The following is a 20,052-nucleotide window of genomic DNA, read 5'->3' on the forward strand; positions in this document are numbered from 1 at the left end:
CAACAAACTCCTCTACGCACGCCGCATCCGTGTCTGCGCTCCGATCCCTGATGGCGCACGTCGGCTGGGAAAATCGCCTCATAAGTCCGTGCTATCGGCGCAACGCTTCGAATCGCGTCTTCGCTTCCCTGATTCCTCCAGCTTCGGCCCGCGCATAAAGATTTTGCGCTCTAGTGGGATCGCCTTGCGTTCCATATGTTCCGAAATTCGGAAGGATCAGCGGATCGTAGGTTTCTGCGAGCACGAAGCTTGCTCGAGCGCTGCCCATCTCAGCGGCACGTTCCAGCACGATCCGCGCCGCGCCGATGTTTCCCTGTTCAAGCAGTACGCTCGCGCGCGCAATCAATTTCGCGGCTTGCACCCCTTCGTTAGGATTAGCCTGAGCATCGCCCTGGCTGCGCGCCGCTATCTCCTGCTCTTGGACTGGCTTGTCTCTGGCCGCCGGTTTGTCTTGGACTGGTTTGTCTTGGACTGGTTTGTCCTGGACGGGCCGATTCTGGGTTGGCCGTGCGGGCGCTGACAGCGGCTCCTCGCGCGCGGCCTTGCCGGTGGTAGCCGGAGGAGACGCAGCGGAGGGAATCTTCGCTGCAAGCGCGCCGTTGTCTCGATGCGCCGATGCGAGATCCCTTTCCAGTCCCTCGGCCCGCTCGCGTTCACGCAGCAACAAGCTGCGCAGTCCGGCCGAGTCGTGCTCTCCGGCCTGCCTGATCCTAGCGGTTTCCTCGGTTGCCTTGGACGCGCGCTCGGTCTGTGCGTCGAGATCGCGGCTTGCTTTCGCGAGATCCCGGGCCAGTTGGTCAGCCCGCAGGCGCTCGCGTTCCGATTGCGCCAAGGAGGCGGAATTGTTCGCCTCAGCCTGTTTTAGCTGTGCTGCTTCCTCGCTGGCTTTGGCCGCTTGAGCCTCGTATGCGTAAATCATGCTCCGTGCCATCGAGAGATCCTGCGCCAGCGCTTCGGCTCTCGCGTGCTCTTTCTGCATCGACCGTCTCTGCTCCGTGGCGCCAGCCTCTGCTGCTTGCGTTAGCCTGGCGACTTCGTCGCTGGCATTTGCAGCCAGCGCCGTCTGCACACCAATATCTCGTCGCGTAGCCGCAAGCTCCTGCTCCAGCTGGCCGGTCCGATCCCGCTCCTGTTGCAGGGAGTTCTGCAACTCCACCGCATCGCCTCCTGCTGCCGCCTTCGGCAGGGACGGGCCTTCGCTGGCTTTCGCCAACAGCGCTGTTTGCGCTTGATACGCATAAATAGCGCTTCGCGTCAGGGAGAAATCCTGCGAAAGCTTGTCGGCCCTTTCGCGCTCCTTCTGCAACGATTGCCTCAAGTCCTCGGCACTGGCCTTCGCCGCCCGACTTCGCTGCGAAAGGTCCTCGTTCACGTTTGCCGCTAGCGTAGCCTTGGCTTCGACATCGCGCCGTGCGGCTGCGAGATCCTGCTCCAGCCACGCCGACCGTTCGCGCTCCTGGTGCAGCGTCTTCTGCAACTCCGTAGCGACGCTATTCCCCGCTTGTTTCAGCGAGGCTGCTTCCTCACCCGATTTCGTCGCCAGCGCAGTTTGGGTTTCGACATCGCGCCGCGCGGCTGCGAGATCCTGCTCCAGCCGCGCCGACCGTTCACGCTCTTGCTGCAGCGTCTTCTGCAGTTCCGTAGCGACGGGCTCTCCCGCCTGCTTCAGCGAGGATATTTCCTCACCTGATTTCGTCGCCAGCGCGGTTTGGGTTTCGACATCGCGCCGCGCGGCTGCGAGATCCTGCTCCAGCCGCGCCGACCGTTCACGCTCTTGCTGCAGCGTCTTCTGCAGTTCCGTAGCGACGGGCTCTCCCGCCTGCTTCAGCGAGGATATTTCCTCACCTGATTTCGTCGCCAGCGCGGTTTGGGTTTCGACATCGCGCCGCGCGGCTGCGAGATCCTGCTCCAGCCGCGCCGACCGTTCACGCTCTTGCTGCAGCGTCTTCTGCAGTTCCGTAGCGACGGGCTCTCCCGCCTGCTTCAGCGAGGATATTTCCTCACCTGATTTCGTCGCCAGCGCGGTTTGGGTTTCGACATCGCGCCGCGCGGCCGCGAGATCCTGCTCCAGCCGCCCTGATCGCTCGCGCTCCTCCTGCAGGATTGCCTGCAGCTCAGCCGCGCCACTCTCGACCGCTTGATTCGGCCGGGAAGCTTCTTTCGATCGGGAAACTTCCTCGACGGCCTTCGCCGCCAAGGCCTTTTGCGTTTCGACCTCGCGCCGCGCATCGTCAAGTGCCTGCACCAACGACTCGACCCGATCATGCTCCTGCTCGAGATGTTGCAGTAACTCTATGTCGCGCCTTGCTAAAGCCAATTCGCGCGACAGCGACTCTGCCCAGTCGCGTTGCTGTTTCGGAGCCTGCTGCAGGGCCCCAGCGTCACTAGTCGTCGCTTGCGCAACCTGTATCGATCTGTCGCTGCCACCCGGGCGCGGCAGCAACGTCTTGAACTCCTCAGAAACGCAATCGCGCGCGGTCGTCGCCTGTTGCGCGTCTGCGAGGTGCCGCGCTTGATCCTGGGAAGCCTCCGTTTCCGCCGCCCAAATCATAGCGAGCATGACCGCCATCCACAGGGGGGCGCATCTTCTCCGCGTCCCCCGCGCGAGGGAGATCTTCACGTCCCCGTTGAGCATGACCGTGCGAGCCATCTGTAATCACCTGTCGCGTGGCGATACGATATCGTTCAGATGCCCCCAGATGCCTCATTATGCGCTCCATCTTTACGCGAGTCATATAGCTCGAATGGAGGACCCTCCCCACCACTTTTGGGTTAGGCTACGGACTGTGCCCGGTCATCCAAGCCATGAACAATGAGACGGCCCCAGCGGCTGGAGCCTGGGGCCGTCCGTTCCTGCGCCTGCAGGTAGCGTCTTCCTAGACCCGCCATTGCGCTGCCCCCAATCCTGCAATCCTGAGAAAGGCGGAGGCTATTGTTGCCAACAAACAGCGCTTATGAGCGGCCATGGATCGATATTCCATGTGAGGACCAACCTGTATCAACCGCCATTTGAAATTGTATGTCGAGCGTCGCTGTGCTGATCCAGGGCAAGCGCGCAAGCCCGCATCGCCGAGTCGTTGCACGGAGCGACTTCCCGATTGTGGTTCAGTGTCCAATCCTTTTGGAGTACTCTCCTTTCGTTCATGTACATCAGGAATCCTGCACTCATATATCAGGAGCAGTGGTAACGATTGATCTGATACCGCTCAGGTGGCGCATGAAACTTGGTCGAAAGAATATCCGCAGCAGACAACGGGATCGCTCCAGAGCAAACAACGCCGCTACCTACCGCCGTTGCAGACGAACACACCCTGCTACAGTCCCATCAGCTCAGCGTGGAACTGGCAGGTTGATCTGACTCGAACTGGGAGCGCTGCAGCCGAATGGATCGTTCGAGGTTCGCGGCTCGGCGCAGCGTGCAAGGATACCGGCTGAAGGGCGCGACTATTGAGGCTGCCGTTTTCGGTGAGGGGAGGGAGCATGTTCTCGAAATCGAGTCTCGGAAGTGAAGAGCCCCGGGCGGGGCTGCCAATCGAGGCCCTTTAGTGGCTATCATCGCGCTTCTTCGGCTTATCGCGTGGCTGCTCGCGGCCGCTGTCACCATTGTAACGCTCGGACCTCAGGACGTTCGGCCTCACCCCTTTCTCGGACAACAAGGCGATCACGCGGTCGCCTTCCTTCTGATCGGGATTGTCTTCGGTCTTGCCTATCCACAGCGGCGCTTGACTGCTTCAGCGCTCGCCGTCGGCCTGATCGGCCTGCTTGAGATCACGCAGCTGTGGATGCCGGGACGGCACGCGAGATTCGAGGATTTTATGGTCGATGCGTTCTCGGCCTGCGTCGGCTTCGCGCTTTCCGCGGCGGCGGGCTGGGTGATGAAGCAATTGGGCCAAGATCCCGACGCGATGACGCGCCAACGTCCTTAGTGAGCGTACTGATATGGCTTGCACCGGGGCTGCGGGAGTTGAACGCGAGACGAAGCGCACCATCAATCGAGCTCAGTGCACTGGTGCACGGACACTGCGCCGCCGTTTGGATCGGTGCTGCGGATCGTCGAATTTGAGTTCGGCAACCAGTCGCCAAAGCTGAACCTCGTGGCCATCCGCCAACTGCCCGGCCCGCTTGGTTGCGGACGCGTCGTCAGGGCAGTGAAGGTTGACCACGCTTCCCAATTTGCCGTGCTCGTCCAGAACGTACACACGATAGTGTGGCATCGCAAATCCCCATGCGCGCCGGCATCTTACCTGCAGCCTTGCTCCGCGGTGAGGAGATTTTGGGTCATTACGAGCTACCTCTCACGGGCGGCATATACGCTGCCGCCGTTCGCCCCGAACCCCACTCTTGCGGTCAGACCCTCCGGTGCGCATTCCAACACCTCGGACTCGCGCACTCAGGCATGACGACGAAGATGCCTGGACCGCTCCCGAACCTTCGGAAGCCCGCTGCCCTGATAGCCATTGGGGTTCTGCAATTGCCAGCGCCAATGGTCCGCACACATTTGTTCCAACGCTCGCGTCGACGCCCAGCCCAACGTGTCCTTCGCAAACGTCGGGTCGGCATAGCAGGCGGCGACATCACCGGCTCGGCGCTCCCCGATTTCATAGGGAATTGATCGCCCGCACACAGATTCAAACGTGCGGACGATGTCCAGAACGCTGCTGCCGCGGCCCGTTCCAAGATTGACCGTGATCAGACCGGGTTGCCTGAGCCGGCGCAAGGCACTCAAATGCCCGGATGCGAGATCGACCACATGAATGAAGTCGCGGATTCCGGTGCCATCAGGCGTGTCATAGTCGTTTCCCCAGATCTGCAGCTTCTCCCGCCGTCCAATCGCCACCTGCGCCACAAACGGTAAGAGGTTGCTGGGAACGCCCAGCGGGTCTTCCCCGACGAGCCCGCTTTCGTGCGCGCCAACCGGATTGAAGTAGCGCAGATTGCCGATCCGCCAACCCTCGTCGGACCTGCAGAGGTCCTTCAGCATCTCTTCGATGACGAGCTTTGTGCGGCCGTATGGATTGGTCGGGCCGAGCGGATGCTTTTCGTCGAGCGGAAGATATCGAGGTACACCGTAGACCGTCGCGGATGAGCTGAAGACGAGGGTCTTGACCTCCGCCCTGTTCATGGCCGACACGAGCCGCATCGTTCCCAGAACGTTGTTCTCGTAGTAACTCATGGGCCATACGTTGGAATCGCCGACGGCCTTCAGTCCCGCGAGGTGAATGACCGCAGTCACTCCGCAGGTACGAATGAGGTCGTAGACCACCTCTTCATTGCGGATATCCGCGTTCCGAAAGACGAGCGAACGTCCGCAGACGGACTGCACCCGCTCGAGCGAGGATTGGTTGCTGTTGCAGAGATTATCGAGCGCGACGACATCGAGCCCGGCATCGAGCAATGCTATACAGACGTGAGACCCAATGTAGCCGGCACCTCCGGTCACTAAGATCATCTCGGACACCTTCCGCTTTCGCTCAACCAGCCTCGGTGCAATGCGCAATCACATTACTTGCAAGTCGCGCCCGTGAGGCGCGGAGATTTGGGCTTTACGAGCTACCTCTGACGGATTTGGCCGCGGGCGGCGGCGCTCGCCCCGGGACCGGCCATCGAGCGCTCACGATTGTCGCATCATCCAGTTCCAAGCGTGGCGGATCTGAACCTCCAGGTAAGACCGATCTGACTTCCAGCCGAAGAGGGTTCGTGCCTTTTCTTGCGCCGATCAGGACTGCGGGATCGCCAGGCCGTCTCGGCACGAGCTTGACCTGGATTGATTTGCCCGTAACCCGCTCAGCTGTCGAGACGACTTCCAGTATCGAGTAACCCCGCTCATTGGGCAGGTTGACCGCGCAAGTGGCTCCGCCTTCGATGAGATACTTGAGTGCCCTCACATGCGCGTCAGCGATATCAAGCACATGTACGTAATCGCGGATGCAAGTTCCGTCAGCCGTGTCGTAATCGTTCCCGAACATCTCGATCGCGGTGCCGTCACGGGCGGCTGCGAGGACCAATGGGATCAAATGGGTTTCCGGCTCGTGAGCTTCGCCGATTTCCGCTTCGGGATCGGCGCCCGCAGCATTGAAGTAGCGGAGCGAGACCGAACGAAGATTGTGAGACGCATCGAGATCTCTAAGCATCCGCTCGACAACAAGGGTCGAGTAGCCGCAAGGATTGATTGGTCGTTGTGGATGATCCTCCGAGATCGGGATCTGATCGGCTGCGCCATAGGTGGCGCAGCTTGAGGAGAACACCACCGGCGTTGGCGCGAAACCGATCAGAGACTGAAGCAGCGAGGCGGTTTCGCCGATGTTGTTGCGATAATAGAGCAAGGGGTTTGCGACAGATTCGCCAACATAGGCATAGCCGGCGAAATGCATCAGTGCCGATGGACGATACTTTTCGAGCACCGAGCGAACCCGAGCGGCGTCACCGATGTCACCCAATTCGAATATGCCGTATTTCGCGGTGCAACGATTTCCGCGGGACAGGTTGTCGTAGACAACCGGCTCGAACCCATGGCGCGCCAATACCTTGCAGGTGTGGCTTCCGATATAGCCGGCGCCGCCCGCTACTAGGATCTTCACCACGTTCTATATCGCCTCGACTCCAGCACTGCGAAAAATACCCCCGGCGACGGGACAGATCGACTGTTTGCGACGGTTACAAGATATCCCTCGTGCTTGCGCGGTCGGCGTACCTGGTCGCCGACCTGACCAGGCGACGGCTATCTCTCGTTGGGGAATTGGAATGGCGCTCGTTACTTCTGCCCGACGCGCACCGACTCGCCTGCGGTCGCATCGGTCCGACTTGTTCCTGACGGAATATCCGAACTGCTTAGCCTTCGGGCAGGGACGACAGGACCGTCCTGGTATTGTAGGCTGACTTCGACGGCGTCACCCGGCTGCAGTTCGGTATCTTCGCTTGCGATGATCCGTTCCGGCCCCGTATCGCTCTTCCTGATGATGGCAATCTCCGCGTTGTTGCCGGCTCCTCGCACCAGTTGTGATCGAACCATGGCAGTGTATTGAAGCTTCTCGCCGACGCTCTGCAGCTTCTCGCGAATCTGATTGAGTTTTACGCTGGTATCTTGCAGCTCACGGAGCAGGTCGAGCCTCCGCTGATCATCTAGTTTCGCCAGCTTCCTGACGAACTCGTCCTGCTGCTTCTTGACCTGCAGCAGTTGTGCGGAGGTTTGCAGCTTCCGGGTCGCTGACAGCAGTACGGCGCGACGCGCATCCGTGACGCGAGGGCTGATCAAGGAGCCCTTGCTGAAGAGGTCGGTCGTTTTCTGCAGATCGTCAAGATCTGCCTGAAGTCCCTCTTCATCCTTCTTCTGCTGCTCTGACAGCACGCGGACCTCGTCGTCTCCCTGTCGAATTCCGCGCTGGAGGTACGTCTTTTCCTGCTGATAATCACTCTGCTTGGTCTTCAGATATTCCGTTTCTGCATTAACGATGTCCGAGATCGCCGATCGAGCTAAGGGCGCGTCCATCAGAGCGCCTGAACTGATCTGGGCTCCCTCTCCAAGTTCGGTCTTGATGCGCCACATACGTGCTTGTTCTTTGGCCAGCTCTGTCCAGAGCGAACCATACTCGCTTCTCAGGGTTATCGACTCAAGATACGGGTCGCTCATTCTGTTGCGCATGATGTCGTAGCCTGCCGCCACGGCGACGAGTTGGCGTACGGTGGTGGCGAGACGATAAGGGTACTCGCCCGGCTTCGACACATCGCCGTTGATGTAGACCGGCCTGTACTCCGCCACGATCGTCGTGACCTCACCCGCGTCGATCACGATCACGGACTCGCGACCATCCGCAGACCTCTGTCGAAACACCTTGCTTGCCAGTGCGGCGCCGATTTGGGCTCGGATTTGCGGCAAGGGCAGTCCGGCTACTGGAAGCATTCCGACCAGTGGCAACGAAATACTCCCGTCCATTTGGACTGGAGCGCGATGCCGTAGCTCCGGCACGCCCGCCACCCCGATCTCTAGGACGTCTCCGACGCCGATTCGATATTCAGCGTTTGCTTGAGTGACAGGAGCCGTCAGGCCGAAGGCCACCAAGCCCCATTTGATGCAGCGGCCCAGGTTGCGGCCAAACACATCGATAGGGAAACGATTGTGCAACATCGAGTGCGATAAGACGGCTACTCTCTGCACCAACCTGCTCATCCGGTGAAATCCTTCGTCATCCGGTGAAATCCTTCAAGTCCGTCCGCCGACAGCAGCGCGCCGACATCGCTGCTGTCGAAGAACCGCCGACGGACGACCGCAAACTCACCGTTCTAATTCCTCAATGGCGATGAAACGTTCAGTGCGGTCTTCGCCATGATCGTTTGATCCGTCTTCTAGTGCCGACAATTTAGTCCCGGAGCGGCGCAGCTCAATCGACCATCGTAGGTACTCCTCCCGGTACCCATTTATAGGCAATTTTCACCCAGTGGTCGGAATGGTACTGACTTTGGAAATTGAAGTAATTGGTTGGGTGGCTGAGTACTATGACTTATGCGTCCTTTTCCAATTGGCCCGCCTCGATCAAGCCTCCGGCACGTTCCATCGATGCCGGAAGCGCGATCCCAGCGGGCGTTGGAAGGCGCCGGTTGGTCGCCCTATTAGCCTTGGCAGCGAGTACGGAATTCTTACTAGTAGCCGTGGCGGCGTATTCCGCAGCCGTCCTTTATCATTTGATCATGCAGGACTCGCCTGACGCCCCCAAGTACGTGCAGGAATCGCTTCTGATCGCCACATTGCAGTTGCTTGCTTCCCTGGGGCTCCGGCAATATTCCCGGATTCAGACACAGCCCCGGCACGTATTTCTATGGAGCGGCGCCAGCAGCGTCTTCTTCGTGTTCTCCTTCTTCATCGCGACGATATTCCTTCTGAAAATCTCAGAAGGCTACTCGCGTGCGACCATTGTCGCGCAGTCCGTGAGCGTCCTATTTACGGTGCTCTGCACACGGGCAATATGGTTCTCGCTGCTTCAGCCTGCGATTGCATCAGGGTTGATCGACGCCCGGCGCATCATACTCGTAGGGGACCCGACGCACTGCTCCCAATTTTCCGCTCGAGCAGGTGCCACCGGAATTCGGACCATCCGTTCGTTCGACTTTCCGGCGGCTCGCGCTGGCACCTCAGTCGTGGCCCGTCCCACCGCGGTCGAGGTGCAATCCGATACTCGCCAACTGGTCGCAAATTGCCGGCCCCTCCGTGCGGACGACATTGTCATTTTGACGTCGGAGCGGGATGTTCCGACTGCTCTCGCGCTTGCCGGCGCTCTATCGGACCTGCCGGTCGACGTTCACGTCGTCCCCGTTGGATCCATCGACCTCATGGCCGTGTCGCGGATCACTCAGTTCGGCAACATCGTGACAATGCGGATCTTCCAATGCCCGCTCACTCCTTTCAACCGCGCAATCAAGCGAGCATTCGACATTGCCGCTGCAATTGCTGGCCTCATTATCGCTAGTCCCCTTTTCGTCATCGTTCCGCTCGCGATCAAGCTAGACTCCCGCGGGCCGGTGCTGTTCCGTCAGACGCGGCACGGCTACAATAACGAGTGCATTCGTGTCCTGAAATTCCGAACGATGACGGTGATGGAGGACGGTGACAACTTCAAACCTGTCGTCAAACACGATCCACGAGTGACTCGTCTGGGACATTTCTTGCGCCGTACTAATATCGATGAGCTTCCGCAGCTGTTCAATGTCCTGGCGGGTGACATGTCGCTCGTCGGGCCCCGTCCACACGCGACCTCGCAAAACGACGTGTTCGCTGAGCTCATTTTGTCGTTCTCCCGTCGACACAACGTCAAGCCGGGCATTACCGGCTGGGCGCAGGTCAACGGCCACCGTGGCGACACCGATACCCTCGAGAAGATGCAGCGGCGTGTGGAGCACGACCTGTACTATATCGACAACTGGTCAATTCTTCTCGATCTCAAGATCATGGTCATGACCCTTCTTTCAAGAAAGGCGTATTGGAATGCCTATTGACGCCTTTGCGTCTGCTGCGCACCTCCTACCAATCGGCCTTTCGTGTGGATCGTTAGCCGCTGCGGAATCGTCCAGGGATGCCTATGATAATTTCGCCACGTGCTGCGTAAGTTGGAAGCCACGCGACTTGTCACGCGTGTTTGAGCGTACACCATCAGGCTGATAGGAAAATGTTGCAAAAAAGCAGGACCGATAGTTGGACAAATCGCGACGATAGGCGGCCTGAATATCGTCCAGAGCCGGTAGTGTCGCTGGCGGAAGTCCTGGCCGTGCTGGCATTCATACGACGCCATGTACCGATCATATCGCTGACAGGTCTCGCGGCGCTTTGCGTTGCCGTACTTTACCTCATTACCGCGGTACCGACGTTCACCGCCAAGGCCCTATTGATCGTAAACTCGAAAGGCAACCTTGTAGACGCCGCGGCGACGTCGACGGTCGTGGAAAGCCAGATCGGAATCATGAAGTCCGAGGCCATCGCTAGCGCCGTGATCGAGAAGCTCGGCCTTGCTCAAGACCCGGAATTTGCGACTGGCCAAAGTAGCGGCACGATATCCCGGCTGCTCGGATGGACCAAGCCGGAGACGGAAGCTAGCGCCGTGCGGTACGCCGTGGAACGGTTCGAACGCAGACTCTCGGCCAAGCGTGTCGGCCCTACGTATCTTGTGGAGATTACCTTCGAGTCCAGAGATCCTGATCGAGCGGCGCAGATCCTAAACGCCGTTGCGGAAAAATACATTACCCGTCAATTGGACACGGCCAGCCTGCAGGACGAGAGATGGGTTAAGGATCGACTGAACGAATTGAGCGCTCGAGCATTAGCTGCCCAAACGGCATTGGCGGATTATCGTAAGAATCCGAAAGAGCCCGCGGACTCAGCTGCGACCATCGACGAATTGGTCGCCGCTGCGGAAACGACAAGAAGCGCCTATGATAATTTTCGCCGCGTGCTGCGTAAGACAGAAGCGACGCAACAACAATCATCGCCCGTTTTTGAGGCGAGTCTCGTCACCGGAGCGTTGCCTCCTTTGAGGGCGAGCTGGCCAAGACCTAGAAACGTGCTTGGAATAGCGCTCGGTGGCGGACTGCTTCTTGGCATCATTGTCGCCGTGCTGCGCGACCTCTTTGATGGACGCATCCGCGCGAGCAGGCTGGAACAGCGTCTAAGCGTGGAGGAGGGCAGGACTGAGCGACCGCTGCCGGACGCGGTTCGACCCGATCATCAATCTGAAGCATCAGCAAACGTTACGCCGGTACGTCTCACGGGTTCAGGGTGAAGGTCGACGGCCAGCGCCGGCGTGGTCGCAACACGAAGGCGTCCGGAAGCGACAGGGTGGGGACCACGCGCAGTGCCATCCTCGGCTAGGAGAGGACGAGAGTTGTCGCGGCGAGCGAAACGCTGCGATACACTGGGGGAGCGCGCCTCCCGTTGCTTCAACGAGCCAGCCGGGCGTCGGTCAAAGCAGGCCGAGCCAAAGGTCTGGTCAGCGAGCATCGTGATGCCGCTCAATCGACAGTCAATGAGTTCTCATGATGCGCATCCTCGTGATCACCCATAAACGGCTCGCTAATCTGCGTAACGGCCATGATCTTCGTGTGTGGCACCTGTGCCGTGAGCTAGCGAAGCGGCATGAGCTGTACCTTTTGACGGTCAATCTCAGTTCGCTCGATAAGTTCAATGACCGCATAGTCGGTTTGGCCGATGTCTTTAAAGAGATGAACGACGCGCCAAGTCTCCCTGCAACAAGGCCCTCGCTGAAGAGGCACTTCCGTCGAAATGATTCAAACTACTATTCGCTTTCCTACCCGCATCACTTTTCAGAGGTTACCAATGCCATAGCTGACATTTGTGAACAGAACAGTATCAGCCATATAATTGTCTTTAGCCTCTTTCTGGCGGAGTTCGTCAGGCCGTTTTCGAGCAACAAGAAGATACTGTTCGATCTCATGGACAGTGAAGTTCTAACGTTGACCAGGGAAGTACAATTTCTACCACCGTGGCCCCTTCAACTGAAAACACGTCTAAAATCGCATTTGATGCACGCGCGCCTTGCCAGGGCGGAAGCGTGTTTGCCTCATTGGTTCAATCATGTAACGACAATCAATGATGCGGATTCTCATACAGTTTGTAGATTGTCCGGTAAAAGTTCAAACATCAGCACAATACCGAACGGAGTTTCGACCGAATTTGCGGAGACATTTGACGCAAATGGTGTTGTCGCTAAACGCAGGGGGGTGGCCTTTTGGGGAAATCTTTCCTTCAAGCCGAATAGCGACGCCGTTCGTTTCTTCTACGAGAATGTCTATCGCCCTTACTTGGCACCCGCCGGAATTGAATGGTGCGTGGTCGGCAAGGATGCGGAGCGTTGGCTTGTAGAGGCGGCAAAGCGAGACCACGGTATTCGCCTCACGGGGTTCGTCGACGATATTTGCTCAGTCCTGGATGAATACCCCGTCATGGTGAATCCCATGCGAATTGGCAGTGGATTGAAGAATAAAGTGCTTGAGGCGTTTGCCATGGGGTTGGCTGTCGTTTCAACCGGGCTAGGAATTGAAGCCGTTAGCATGGCACGGGAAGGCATCGACTACATGCGAGCTGATGAACCCGAGAAGATAGCGGTTGCAATCAAATTACTCATCGAAGATGAACGCCTTCGGCTCTCTATAATCGAGAGTGCTCGAAGGGTCGTGTTAGAGCACTACACTTGGAGCAAGGTTGCGGGCGATTTGGATGCGCTTTTGCGCTCATTGTGAGTTCCGCACGAGGCGGCTGGCACCCTTTCACGTGACACCGCGCGGCTTTGCCGGGGGAGGGCCTGTCGACACCAAGTCGGCACCCGTGCGGCGGAATGCAGCCGCTTTGTCGGCTTATCGAGCGTCAGAACCTAGGCGCCGAGGCGGCTGCACGACACCACGGGGCGTCACCATTTCTTCCCAAGATATACTTCAAGGATGCGTTGTTCGGCATGGCGTTGCAAAAAGGTCGCTCTGGTCCTTGCCTCTGGCCAGAGCGAACTTTAAACCGGATTAGACCCAATGGGCAAGGTGAAGAGGCCTGAACCTGGATTACGATGGAACGCCGCGTCCTGGTGCAAAGGCGTCGACATGAGGAGCAGGGTGTCCCAGACGACGATTTGGAACGGAGAAACACAGATGCGTACGGTTTTCGATATCGGCATGTACGACGGAGCGGACAGCGCGTACTACCTGCAGTCCGGATATCGGGTAGTCGCGGTGGAGGCCAATCCCGCACTGGCGCAACGCGCCACCGAAACGTTCGCTGCCGAGATCGCGTCGGGACAAATGATATGCGTCAATGCAGCGATCTCGACGAGCCGCGATCCCGTTGAGCTGCTGCTGAGCGGCAGCGACCTGGGCTCGAGTTCCGTGTTCAGCGACCGGGTGGCGCAGAAGCGCCCGATCGGTTCAGTCACGGTGCCTAGCATGACAATGCAGAACCTGCTCTCCCGTTATGGTGCGCCGTTCTATGTCAAGGTCGATATCGAAGGGGCGGATCGGATATGCGTGCTCGCCCTCAATTCGGAGAACCGCCCAGAATACCTGTCATTCGAAGTCGGAGACGACGTCGAAGAATTGGTCGATTACGCGAAAAAAGTCGGTTTCGGCAAGTTCAAGATCGTCAGTCAGACGTCATTCCGCGAGCTCGCCAAACAGGACTGTCTCTACGACCGGATCATACAGCGCTTCGTGCGAGAGCTCGGCCATGCCGACTGCCGCCAAATCAGGCGCGCCGGGCGTTTTTTCGTCTCCGGACACAGTTCCGGACCCGGACCCTGGGAGAGTGACGGCAAGTGGTACTCTGCGGATGAGAGTCTATCGCGGTGGCGGCGGGCGAAGGCGACTGGCGCCTTGTCCGGTTGGTACGACATACACGCCACGCTTTGATAGCGACGCAACAGCGCCGGGCAGCCTCGCGTGCAGAAACGAAGACTGCCATGTCAGGTGCAGCGTTCGAGAATTAGCGCCTTACGGAGTACTTACTATTAGGTAGTCACTCAGCCACCTGTGAGTTTGATCGAGTGCTTCTTGTTCCCAACCTTTTTGCTTACACTTGCTCGAATTTCGCCCTCGGCGATGGTCACGACAACGCGTGAGTGTTTAGGTTGTTTGGTGCCAGAATGAGTACGGCCAGTTTAGACCTTCTTTGCGGACGAGCCTTGCAGCGGGCCGACGGTCCCGCCAACTTCGTTTTCGCCGGCACCATCGCCGTTAGCGTCTAGGTTGCGGATTTCATGGCATCAATATCACGTCAAGGCATTGCACTCTCCGCCGCTCGCTATATCGAACAGGCTGTCATGCTGTTGACGCCGGTGGTTCTCGTGCGAACCATCGACCCCGGAGCGTTCGGTGAGTATCGGCTGTTCTGGCTACTTGTAAATACCGTGGCTCTATTGTTCGCCTTTGATCTGCCTCGCAGTCTGCTTTTCTTCTTTGTCCGTTTGGATTCAGAGGGACGCCGGCTTTACGTCGGGCAGACGGTGCTGTTCTTGCTTGCCCTAACGATGATTGCGTCGGTTCTGATTTTTGTCTTTGGTGGCTCCGTACCCTCGGCCATGAGAGACCTGCTGCGCCAGTATGGGCTCTTGATCGCGGTTTTCCTGCTTGCCTCGAATTTGGGCTTGTTACTCGACGTGTTGCCCAACGCCTCAGGGAAAATTCGATGGCAGGCACAAGCTATCGTGGCCACATCCGTGCTTAGGGCCGCGCTCATTATCTCCGCAGCAGTAATTTTTCGGCGGCTTGAAGAGGTGTTGGTTGCCGCATCACTTGCTGCCTGCATCCGACTCGGGCTTTTGGCTTATTTCATCGGACGCTATTGCGGCATTCGACTATTCCCGCTGGATAGGCAGCAATTCCGGACACAGCTTCGCTATGCTCTTCCATTTGGCGTGGCTGGCTTGCTCTGGAACATGCGGAAACAAGCCGAGCAATGGATTGTGGCCACGGTGTTTTCATCAGGAGTGTTCGGCATATTTTCAATTGCAACTACGCTCCTTTTGCCCTTTGAAGTCCTGAGAGGCGTATTGGCGAATTTGCTCTTGCCCAAGATGAGCCATCTTCATTCAGTTGGCCGCCACGAAGAGCTATTGCGGCTGAACAACCAAGGCAATGTGATCATTAGCGCGATTATGTTTCCCGCTATTGCGGCATTATTCGCCTTTTCTTACGAAGTCATCGAGCTTCTATTTACAAAGGAGTACGTGAGCGGATCGCCAGTATTGCGCATTTATCTGATTCAGACGTTGATCTCGGCTGAAATTACCACGCTGCTGAGCGTGTTCGGACAAGGGTCAGCCAACATGCGTTATGAAGCCGCAATTTTGCCCTTTGCCGTAATAACCAGCTTGGTCGGCGTTTGGTTTTACGGCTTGCCCGGCGCAGCCGTGGGATCGGTGTTGGCCACCTTTGTCGCGTACGCGCTCTGCCTTAGAAGGCTTTCAAAAGTGATGAGCGTTCCGATCGCAAGAGTGCAGGATTGGAGGAATCTAGGAATAATCTTGAGCGTATCCGCGGTGTGCGCAATCGTAATGCGTTTGTCGGCCGACGCGCTGGAAGTGTCGGCGCCAGTTATTGCGATGCTCGGGCCTGCTGCCGTGTTGGCATCTTATGCTGCTGTTTTGTTTGTGACAGGGTATTATCGAACACTTGCCGAGATGCGAAGAGAAGGAAACGCGCTAGCTAATACGTCTCGTCCCGTCGGGGAGGCGGCCTTCGGGATATCGAGGGACGATGCGCGAGCAAAACACCTTGGCATTGTTTCACGGCACATTGCGAGATTTTGGAGGCCGGCGTGAGTTTCAGTGCAAGGAGTTTTTCGACAGCAGGTGATACGTTTACGCAAGAGCAGGAGGCGGCATTCTTTGCTTCAATCCGTCTGCGCAACGGCACCTTCAAGACGACCGACCACCATCGGCTCGATGATCTCAATACGCTGGTTATCGGCGAGTGGCAGAAACTCGACCGTAAGCCGCGCGAGATCATGGACGTAGGCGCGTCCTCGGGGATTTCCTCGCTCGAATGGGCGGATGCTCTAGCCCGCGCTGGCATCGATGCGGAAATTCTCGCGACGGACCTGTGCTTGCGCGGAAGCCTCGTGCGCCTATTGCCGAGATATGAGGTACTTCTCGATCGCGACGGCAAGGTGATTCAACACATTCTCGGCAATCGTCCGGTACGATGGTCCTTGGATGGGCCGCGGGATTTGTTCAGAGGTGCCGGTTTCCTAATCGCCGCGCTCAACGCGTTTGCAAACACGCTATTGCTGTTGACCAATGGGAGGCGAGGGGGGAAGGACGTCCTGCTGGTGAACCCGGATGCGCGCGACTACGCCCGGCTGAGTTTTGCCGAGGACGATATACTGGCGCCGAACCCGGAGCATCTACGCGGCCGTTTCGACGCGATCCGCGTGGCAAATCTTCTCAATCGTGGCTATTTCGACGAGGCGCAGTTGCGCCGCGCCGTGGACAATCTCAAGGATCGGCTAAGGGGCGCCGGTTCGTTCCTGATTGTGAACCGAACGCACGCAGACGGTAACAATAACGGCACGGTGTTCCGGCTTAGCGAGGCGAACAAATTCGAGATCATGGCCAGGATGCGGGACGGCAGCGAGATTGAGGATATCGTGTTGCCGGCTGACGCGGAGGACCGCAATGCGAGCGGCAAACCGAAGCTGCTCGCTCTCAACGCCCAGTCGTCACAAGTGCGAGATTTATTGCGAGATGATCGCACCAATCAAAGGATGCTTTAGCTTCCTTGTTGGAGATATGGCTGCGCCGGCGACATTCAACCTATTCGATCGCGTGAACGGACTGCATTCCCGAGGGCGCTCAGCGTGGCCGCCCGATCGTGTTCCTTGGTGAACACGCGACTCGGCGCGACCTGTGGCGCCGCTCGGCGAAGAACCACTTCCCTGGCTCGGCGATCCAAAGCTCCTCCATTCCGGTTGACCTGCCAGTTAGCGCTTAGCGCATTTGGCGGTCTGCTGGTCCGGGCTTCTCCTGTGATCGAAAATGGGTAATCCGGAAGGGTCGAGCCGCGGACGGGTTCAAAATACTATGGTGCCGGGGTGTGAGCTTAGGCGCCATGTCGATATTGCGGTCCGATTAGGCTCGGGGTGTCAGGTGCGAATCCTCTCGATAGATTTTTCCATTCCCTATCTCCTGAAGGATGATGACCATCCGATCGGCGGCTGGGCTGTCCAACTGTCGATATGGCTTCGCGCGCTTGACAGCGCGGGTCACGACGCCGCTCTCCTTACCTGGAAGGGTGCCTTGGCCCATGTTGGTTCGGGCCAGCAAATCAAGCTTATCGAAACCTATGATCCGGCGCACGGTGTGCGCGTCGCGAAGTACTTCTACTCATACATCCCAAAAATATTGGAAGCCGCGCGCGCTTATCGTCCAGATATCATGATCCAAGGCGTGTGTGGGGTTCATACCGCAATCATGGCGTTCGTCGCGGGCCAACTCGGGATTCCCTTCGTTCACCGTGTCGTCAACGACAAGGACGTCGATGAGCGATGCAAGATCGGTCTTCGATCTTATGAATGGCTGGCGTATTCTTGGGCTCGGAGCCGAACAACCGCATTTCTCTGTCAAAATGAGTATCAGCGCGAAAAATTGGCAGCGCTGTTTCCAAGCAAGCCTGTTCACATCGTTCATAATGCCGTTGTCGTAACAGAGGACGCGACCGCACCGTTGCCTCGCTCAGAACGAAAATACGTCGCCTGGCTTGGCGTTTTCCGCTATGGAAAGAACCTGCCATTGCTTTTCCGGATCGCCCAGGAACTGCCGACCGTCACATTCCGCGTGGCAGGGATGCCAGACCGAGTTGTTGATCAAGCGACGCTGGACGCCGTGGATGGCCTGCGTCATCTGCCGAACGTGGAGCTGATTGGCTATATCCGGCGGGCAGACGTTCAACGATTCCTGTCAGAAGCGACGGCGCTTCTCTGCACATCTGATTTCGAGGGCTTTTCGAACGTGTTCCTCGAGGCTTTTGCCGTGGGCACGCCCGTCGTGACGCGCCGGCAAGTCGATCCGGACGCGATCATCATGCGTCATACCCTTGGCGCATCGGCCGAGGATGAGTTGGCACTTACAAAATCCGTGAAGTCATTCTGGGGCATGGACGCGAATGAATACAACGCGCTCACTCGACGATGTCAGACCTATGTTAAGGAGAATCACTCGCCGACGGCGAAAGCTCGCGAGTTGATTGCTGCTTTGACCCCTCTTGTCGCTGAGTCAAAACACCACGTTTCCTCACGGCGATCTGACTAGATTGGCGAGACGATCAAGCGACGGTTAGAGTAGATCCCACTTTCGATTGAGCGATGAATGCATCTTTGAGCCATGGCGATCGAGCGCCTTTCCATCTCACGGTACCGTATTCGGTCGCGCGAGCTAGCACCCTTTTCTTTCTCTTGTTCGTCTTCATGTTGCCCTTCCAGCGAATGACGGACAATTTGTTCGGCATCCAAGGGCTTAAGCCGTTCAACTTGGTATCAGCAGTGGTCCTGGCTTATGTGGTGTTCCAGACTGCGCCCCTGCACGCGACCGACAAACTCGAACGAACATCCCTCAGACTGTTTCTTCTGTACCTCGCCATTTTTGCGATCGCCCTCATTAGAGCGATTCCAAACGCGCCACTTTTGCACAGCCGCTTCCCTGATTCATTTCCAGAATCCTACTTTGACTTTTTACTATCGTGCATTGTGCCAGGCTTTTACCTTCTACCCTTCCTCTTCATCCTTAAGCGCATGTGCTCCTTTCATGAGCTCGAGAGGATCACGACGGTCATCTGTCTTTCGATACTTTTGCTGTCAGTTGCGTTCGTCGCTCTCGTTCTGATGAATCCGGCCGTTCTGCTTGCAGGCGAGCGAGCCGGAATGGATGACCTTGTTCCAGCTAGCCGAAACGAAATGGCCGAGTTCTGCGTCACGTATTTTGGGGTCCATTACAATACAATCGGGACCATATACATTTGTACGATTCCGCTGTTGCTCTATAGAGTTCTTAAGCGGGGCGCGTTTTGGATCGTACCGCTCGGTCTAGCGCTCGTAGCAATTCTCCTTCTCCAGTCACGCAGCGCACTTGTCATAGTAGCAGCGTCGTGTTCCCTATTGCTGATCCTGCGGCGCAGGTTTGTCATTTTGGCCGTCGGCGCTGCGGCGGCGGGCCTCACTTCGCTCCTGTGGATCGGGCCAACCGTCCAAGCTCTTCTTTCAATCGGGTTTGATAGCGGCTCCGACGTTTCGGCCGATGCCTTGTTCACGGGCCGTGTCGAATCGGTTTGGGTTCCGCTGTTATATGAATGGACGAGCGATATCGGCCTCTTCCTGTTCGGGGCTGGTCGCTATGGAACGGGGGCGAGCCTACTTTGGGCCTCAGGAACCCTGATGCCGGTGACCCATGCGCACAATGGAATTATCAACTTCTTTCTTGATTGCGGAGTGATCTTAACCGGGGTGCTGGTAGTTTTCCTCGTCGTTGGAACAGCTACTGCATGGCGAGTTGGGCGAAGGCTGAATAATGATCTATATTGGGCTTTGTTCGCGTGCATGTTTAGTTGCGGAATTAGCATGGCGACTGAGTGTGACATCCTGCCAGCAATTGAAAACATGTATGCATTTCCGATCATTGCAATGATGATCAACTTGGCGCGGTTGCACCATCTGGATGCCCGTCACAGTTGATCCAGTTCAAACAATTGTCCGGGGCGATCTCCAAGACGATTAACGAGCCTCGAGAGACCATTGCAGAGTATGCGTGTATGTCGTGCCATCCGACCGCGCTCCACGAGCTTAATCCGGTTTGAAGCTCGCTCTGGCTCACGACGAGGCGACGAGGACCAGAGCATGAAGCGCAGTCGTTTTGCGGAAGAGCAGTCATCGGGATCTTGAGGGAGCGCGAGGCCTGGCTTTCGGTCGCCGATCTGTGCCGCAGCCGCCGCATCAGCGACGCAGGCATCGATGCGGAAGGACCTCTTGGGAAAGAACTGGTGCTGTCCGGGAATTTGGGAACCCCGCACGTCGAAACATCTGCC

13 protein-coding genes are annotated in these 20,052 nt (G+C 57.7%); 9 read left to right on the plus strand and 4 right to left on the minus strand.

Features of this window, described 5'->3' with window-relative positions:
* Positions 1-91: 91 nt before the first annotated feature.
* Positions 92-2,560 (minus strand): hypothetical protein, encoded by a 2,469-nt coding sequence (locus I3J27_RS13785; RefSeq protein WP_270170042.1) that lies wholly within the window; start codon positions 2,558-2,560, stop codon positions 92-94.
* 985 nt (positions 2,561-3,545) lie between these two features.
* On the opposite strand from I3J27_RS13785, the gene I3J27_RS13790 reads away from it, so the two are divergent.
* Positions 3,546-3,926, plus strand: a complete 381-nt coding sequence (locus I3J27_RS13790) for a VanZ family protein (RefSeq protein WP_370691952.1) — start codon at positions 3,546-3,548, stop codon at positions 3,924-3,926.
* A gap of 464 nt (positions 3,927-4,390) precedes the next feature.
* Here the strand turns inward: I3J27_RS13790 and galE (I3J27_RS13795) are convergent, their stop codons facing one another.
* The 3 genes from galE (I3J27_RS13795) to I3J27_RS13805 form a co-directional block, all read right to left on the minus strand.
* Positions 4,391-5,449, minus strand: a complete 1,059-nt coding sequence (gene galE, locus I3J27_RS13795) for a UDP-glucose 4-epimerase GalE (protein WP_270172742.1) — start codon at positions 5,447-5,449, stop codon at positions 4,391-4,393.
* Between the two features lie 94 nt (positions 5,450-5,543).
* Positions 5,544-6,581 (minus strand): UDP-glucose 4-epimerase GalE, encoded by a 1,038-nt coding sequence (gene galE / locus I3J27_RS13800; protein ID WP_270170044.1) that lies wholly within the window; start codon positions 6,579-6,581, stop codon positions 5,544-5,546.
* A gap of 170 nt (positions 6,582-6,751) precedes the next feature.
* Positions 6,752-8,164 carry a polysaccharide biosynthesis/export family protein gene (locus I3J27_RS13805; protein ID WP_270170047.1) on the minus strand — a complete coding sequence of 471 codons (1,413 nt, stop codon included), beginning with the start codon at positions 8,162-8,164 and terminating at the stop codon, positions 6,752-6,754.
* A gap of 326 nt (positions 8,165-8,490) precedes the next feature.
* Between I3J27_RS13805 and I3J27_RS13810 the strand changes: the two genes are divergently transcribed.
* From I3J27_RS13810 to I3J27_RS13845, 8 genes are all read left to right on the plus strand, one after another.
* On the plus strand, positions 8,491-9,984 hold the full coding sequence (locus tag I3J27_RS13810) for an undecaprenyl-phosphate glucose phosphotransferase (RefSeq protein ID WP_270170049.1): 1,494 nt from the start codon (positions 8,491-8,493) through the stop codon (positions 9,982-9,984).
* A 245-nt stretch (positions 9,985-10,229) separates the two neighbouring features.
* Positions 10,230-11,261 carry a Wzz/FepE/Etk N-terminal domain-containing protein gene (locus tag I3J27_RS13815; protein ID WP_270170051.1) on the plus strand — a complete coding sequence of 344 codons (1,032 nt, stop codon included), beginning with the start codon at positions 10,230-10,232 and terminating at the stop codon, positions 11,259-11,261.
* A 253-nt stretch (positions 11,262-11,514) separates the two neighbouring features.
* Positions 11,515-12,738, plus strand: a complete 1,224-nt coding sequence (locus I3J27_RS13820; RefSeq protein ID WP_270170053.1) for a glycosyltransferase — start codon at positions 11,515-11,517, stop codon at positions 12,736-12,738.
* A gap of 399 nt (positions 12,739-13,137) precedes the next feature.
* On the plus strand, positions 13,138-13,890 hold the full coding sequence (locus tag I3J27_RS13825; RefSeq protein WP_270170055.1) for an FkbM family methyltransferase: 753 nt from the start codon (positions 13,138-13,140) through the stop codon (positions 13,888-13,890).
* A gap of 347 nt (positions 13,891-14,237) precedes the next feature.
* Positions 14,238-15,800 carry a lipopolysaccharide biosynthesis protein gene (locus I3J27_RS13830; protein WP_270170058.1) on the plus strand — a complete coding sequence of 521 codons (1,563 nt, stop codon included), beginning with the start codon at positions 14,238-14,240 and terminating at the stop codon, positions 15,798-15,800.
* Entirely contained in the window at positions 15,797-16,753 is a 957-nt protein-coding gene (locus tag I3J27_RS13835; RefSeq protein ID WP_270170060.1) for a hypothetical protein, read from the plus strand. The genes I3J27_RS13830 and I3J27_RS13835 overlap by 4 nt, the downstream gene beginning before the upstream one ends.
* A gap of 373 nt (positions 16,754-17,126) precedes the next feature.
* Entirely contained in the window at positions 17,127-18,287 is a 1,161-nt protein-coding gene (locus I3J27_RS13840; protein ID WP_270170062.1) for a glycosyltransferase family 4 protein, read from the plus strand.
* Between the two features lie 53 nt (positions 18,288-18,340).
* Positions 18,341-19,702, plus strand: coding sequence for an O-antigen ligase family protein (locus tag I3J27_RS13845; RefSeq protein WP_270170064.1), 1,362 nt, complete (start codon positions 18,341-18,343; stop codon positions 19,700-19,702).
* Positions 19,703-20,052 lie beyond the last annotated feature (350 nt).

Origin of the sequence: Bradyrhizobium xenonodulans (assembly GCF_027594865.1) — a bacterium.
Taxonomy (GTDB): Bacteria; Pseudomonadota; Alphaproteobacteria; order Rhizobiales; family Xanthobacteraceae; genus Bradyrhizobium; species Bradyrhizobium xenonodulans.

Coding starts and splice junctions, on each gene's coding strand:
- I3J27_RS13785 (WP_270170042.1), bottom strand. CDS start 2,560: ATGCTCGCTATGATTTGGGCGGCGGAAACGGAGGCTTCCCAGGATCAA.
- galE (WP_270172742.1), bottom strand. CDS start 5,449: ATGATCTTAGTGACCGGAGGTGCCGGCTACATTGGGTCTCACGTCTGT.
- I3J27_RS13805 (WP_270170047.1), bottom strand. CDS start 8,164: ATGAGCAGGTTGGTGCAGAGAGTAGCCGTCTTATCGCACTCGATGTTG.
- I3J27_RS13810 (WP_270170049.1), top strand. CDS start 8,491: ATGACTTATGCGTCCTTTTCCAATTGGCCCGCCTCGATCAAGCCTCCG.
- I3J27_RS13820 (WP_270170053.1), top strand. CDS start 11,515: ATGATGCGCATCCTCGTGATCACCCATAAACGGCTCGCTAATCTGCGT.
- I3J27_RS13825 (WP_270170055.1), top strand. CDS start 13,138: ATGCGTACGGTTTTCGATATCGGCATGTACGACGGAGCGGACAGCGCG.
- I3J27_RS13830 (WP_270170058.1), top strand. CDS start 14,238: ATGGCATCAATATCACGTCAAGGCATTGCACTCTCCGCCGCTCGCTAT.
- I3J27_RS13845 (WP_270170064.1), top strand. CDS start 18,341: ATGAATGCATCTTTGAGCCATGGCGATCGAGCGCCTTTCCATCTCACG.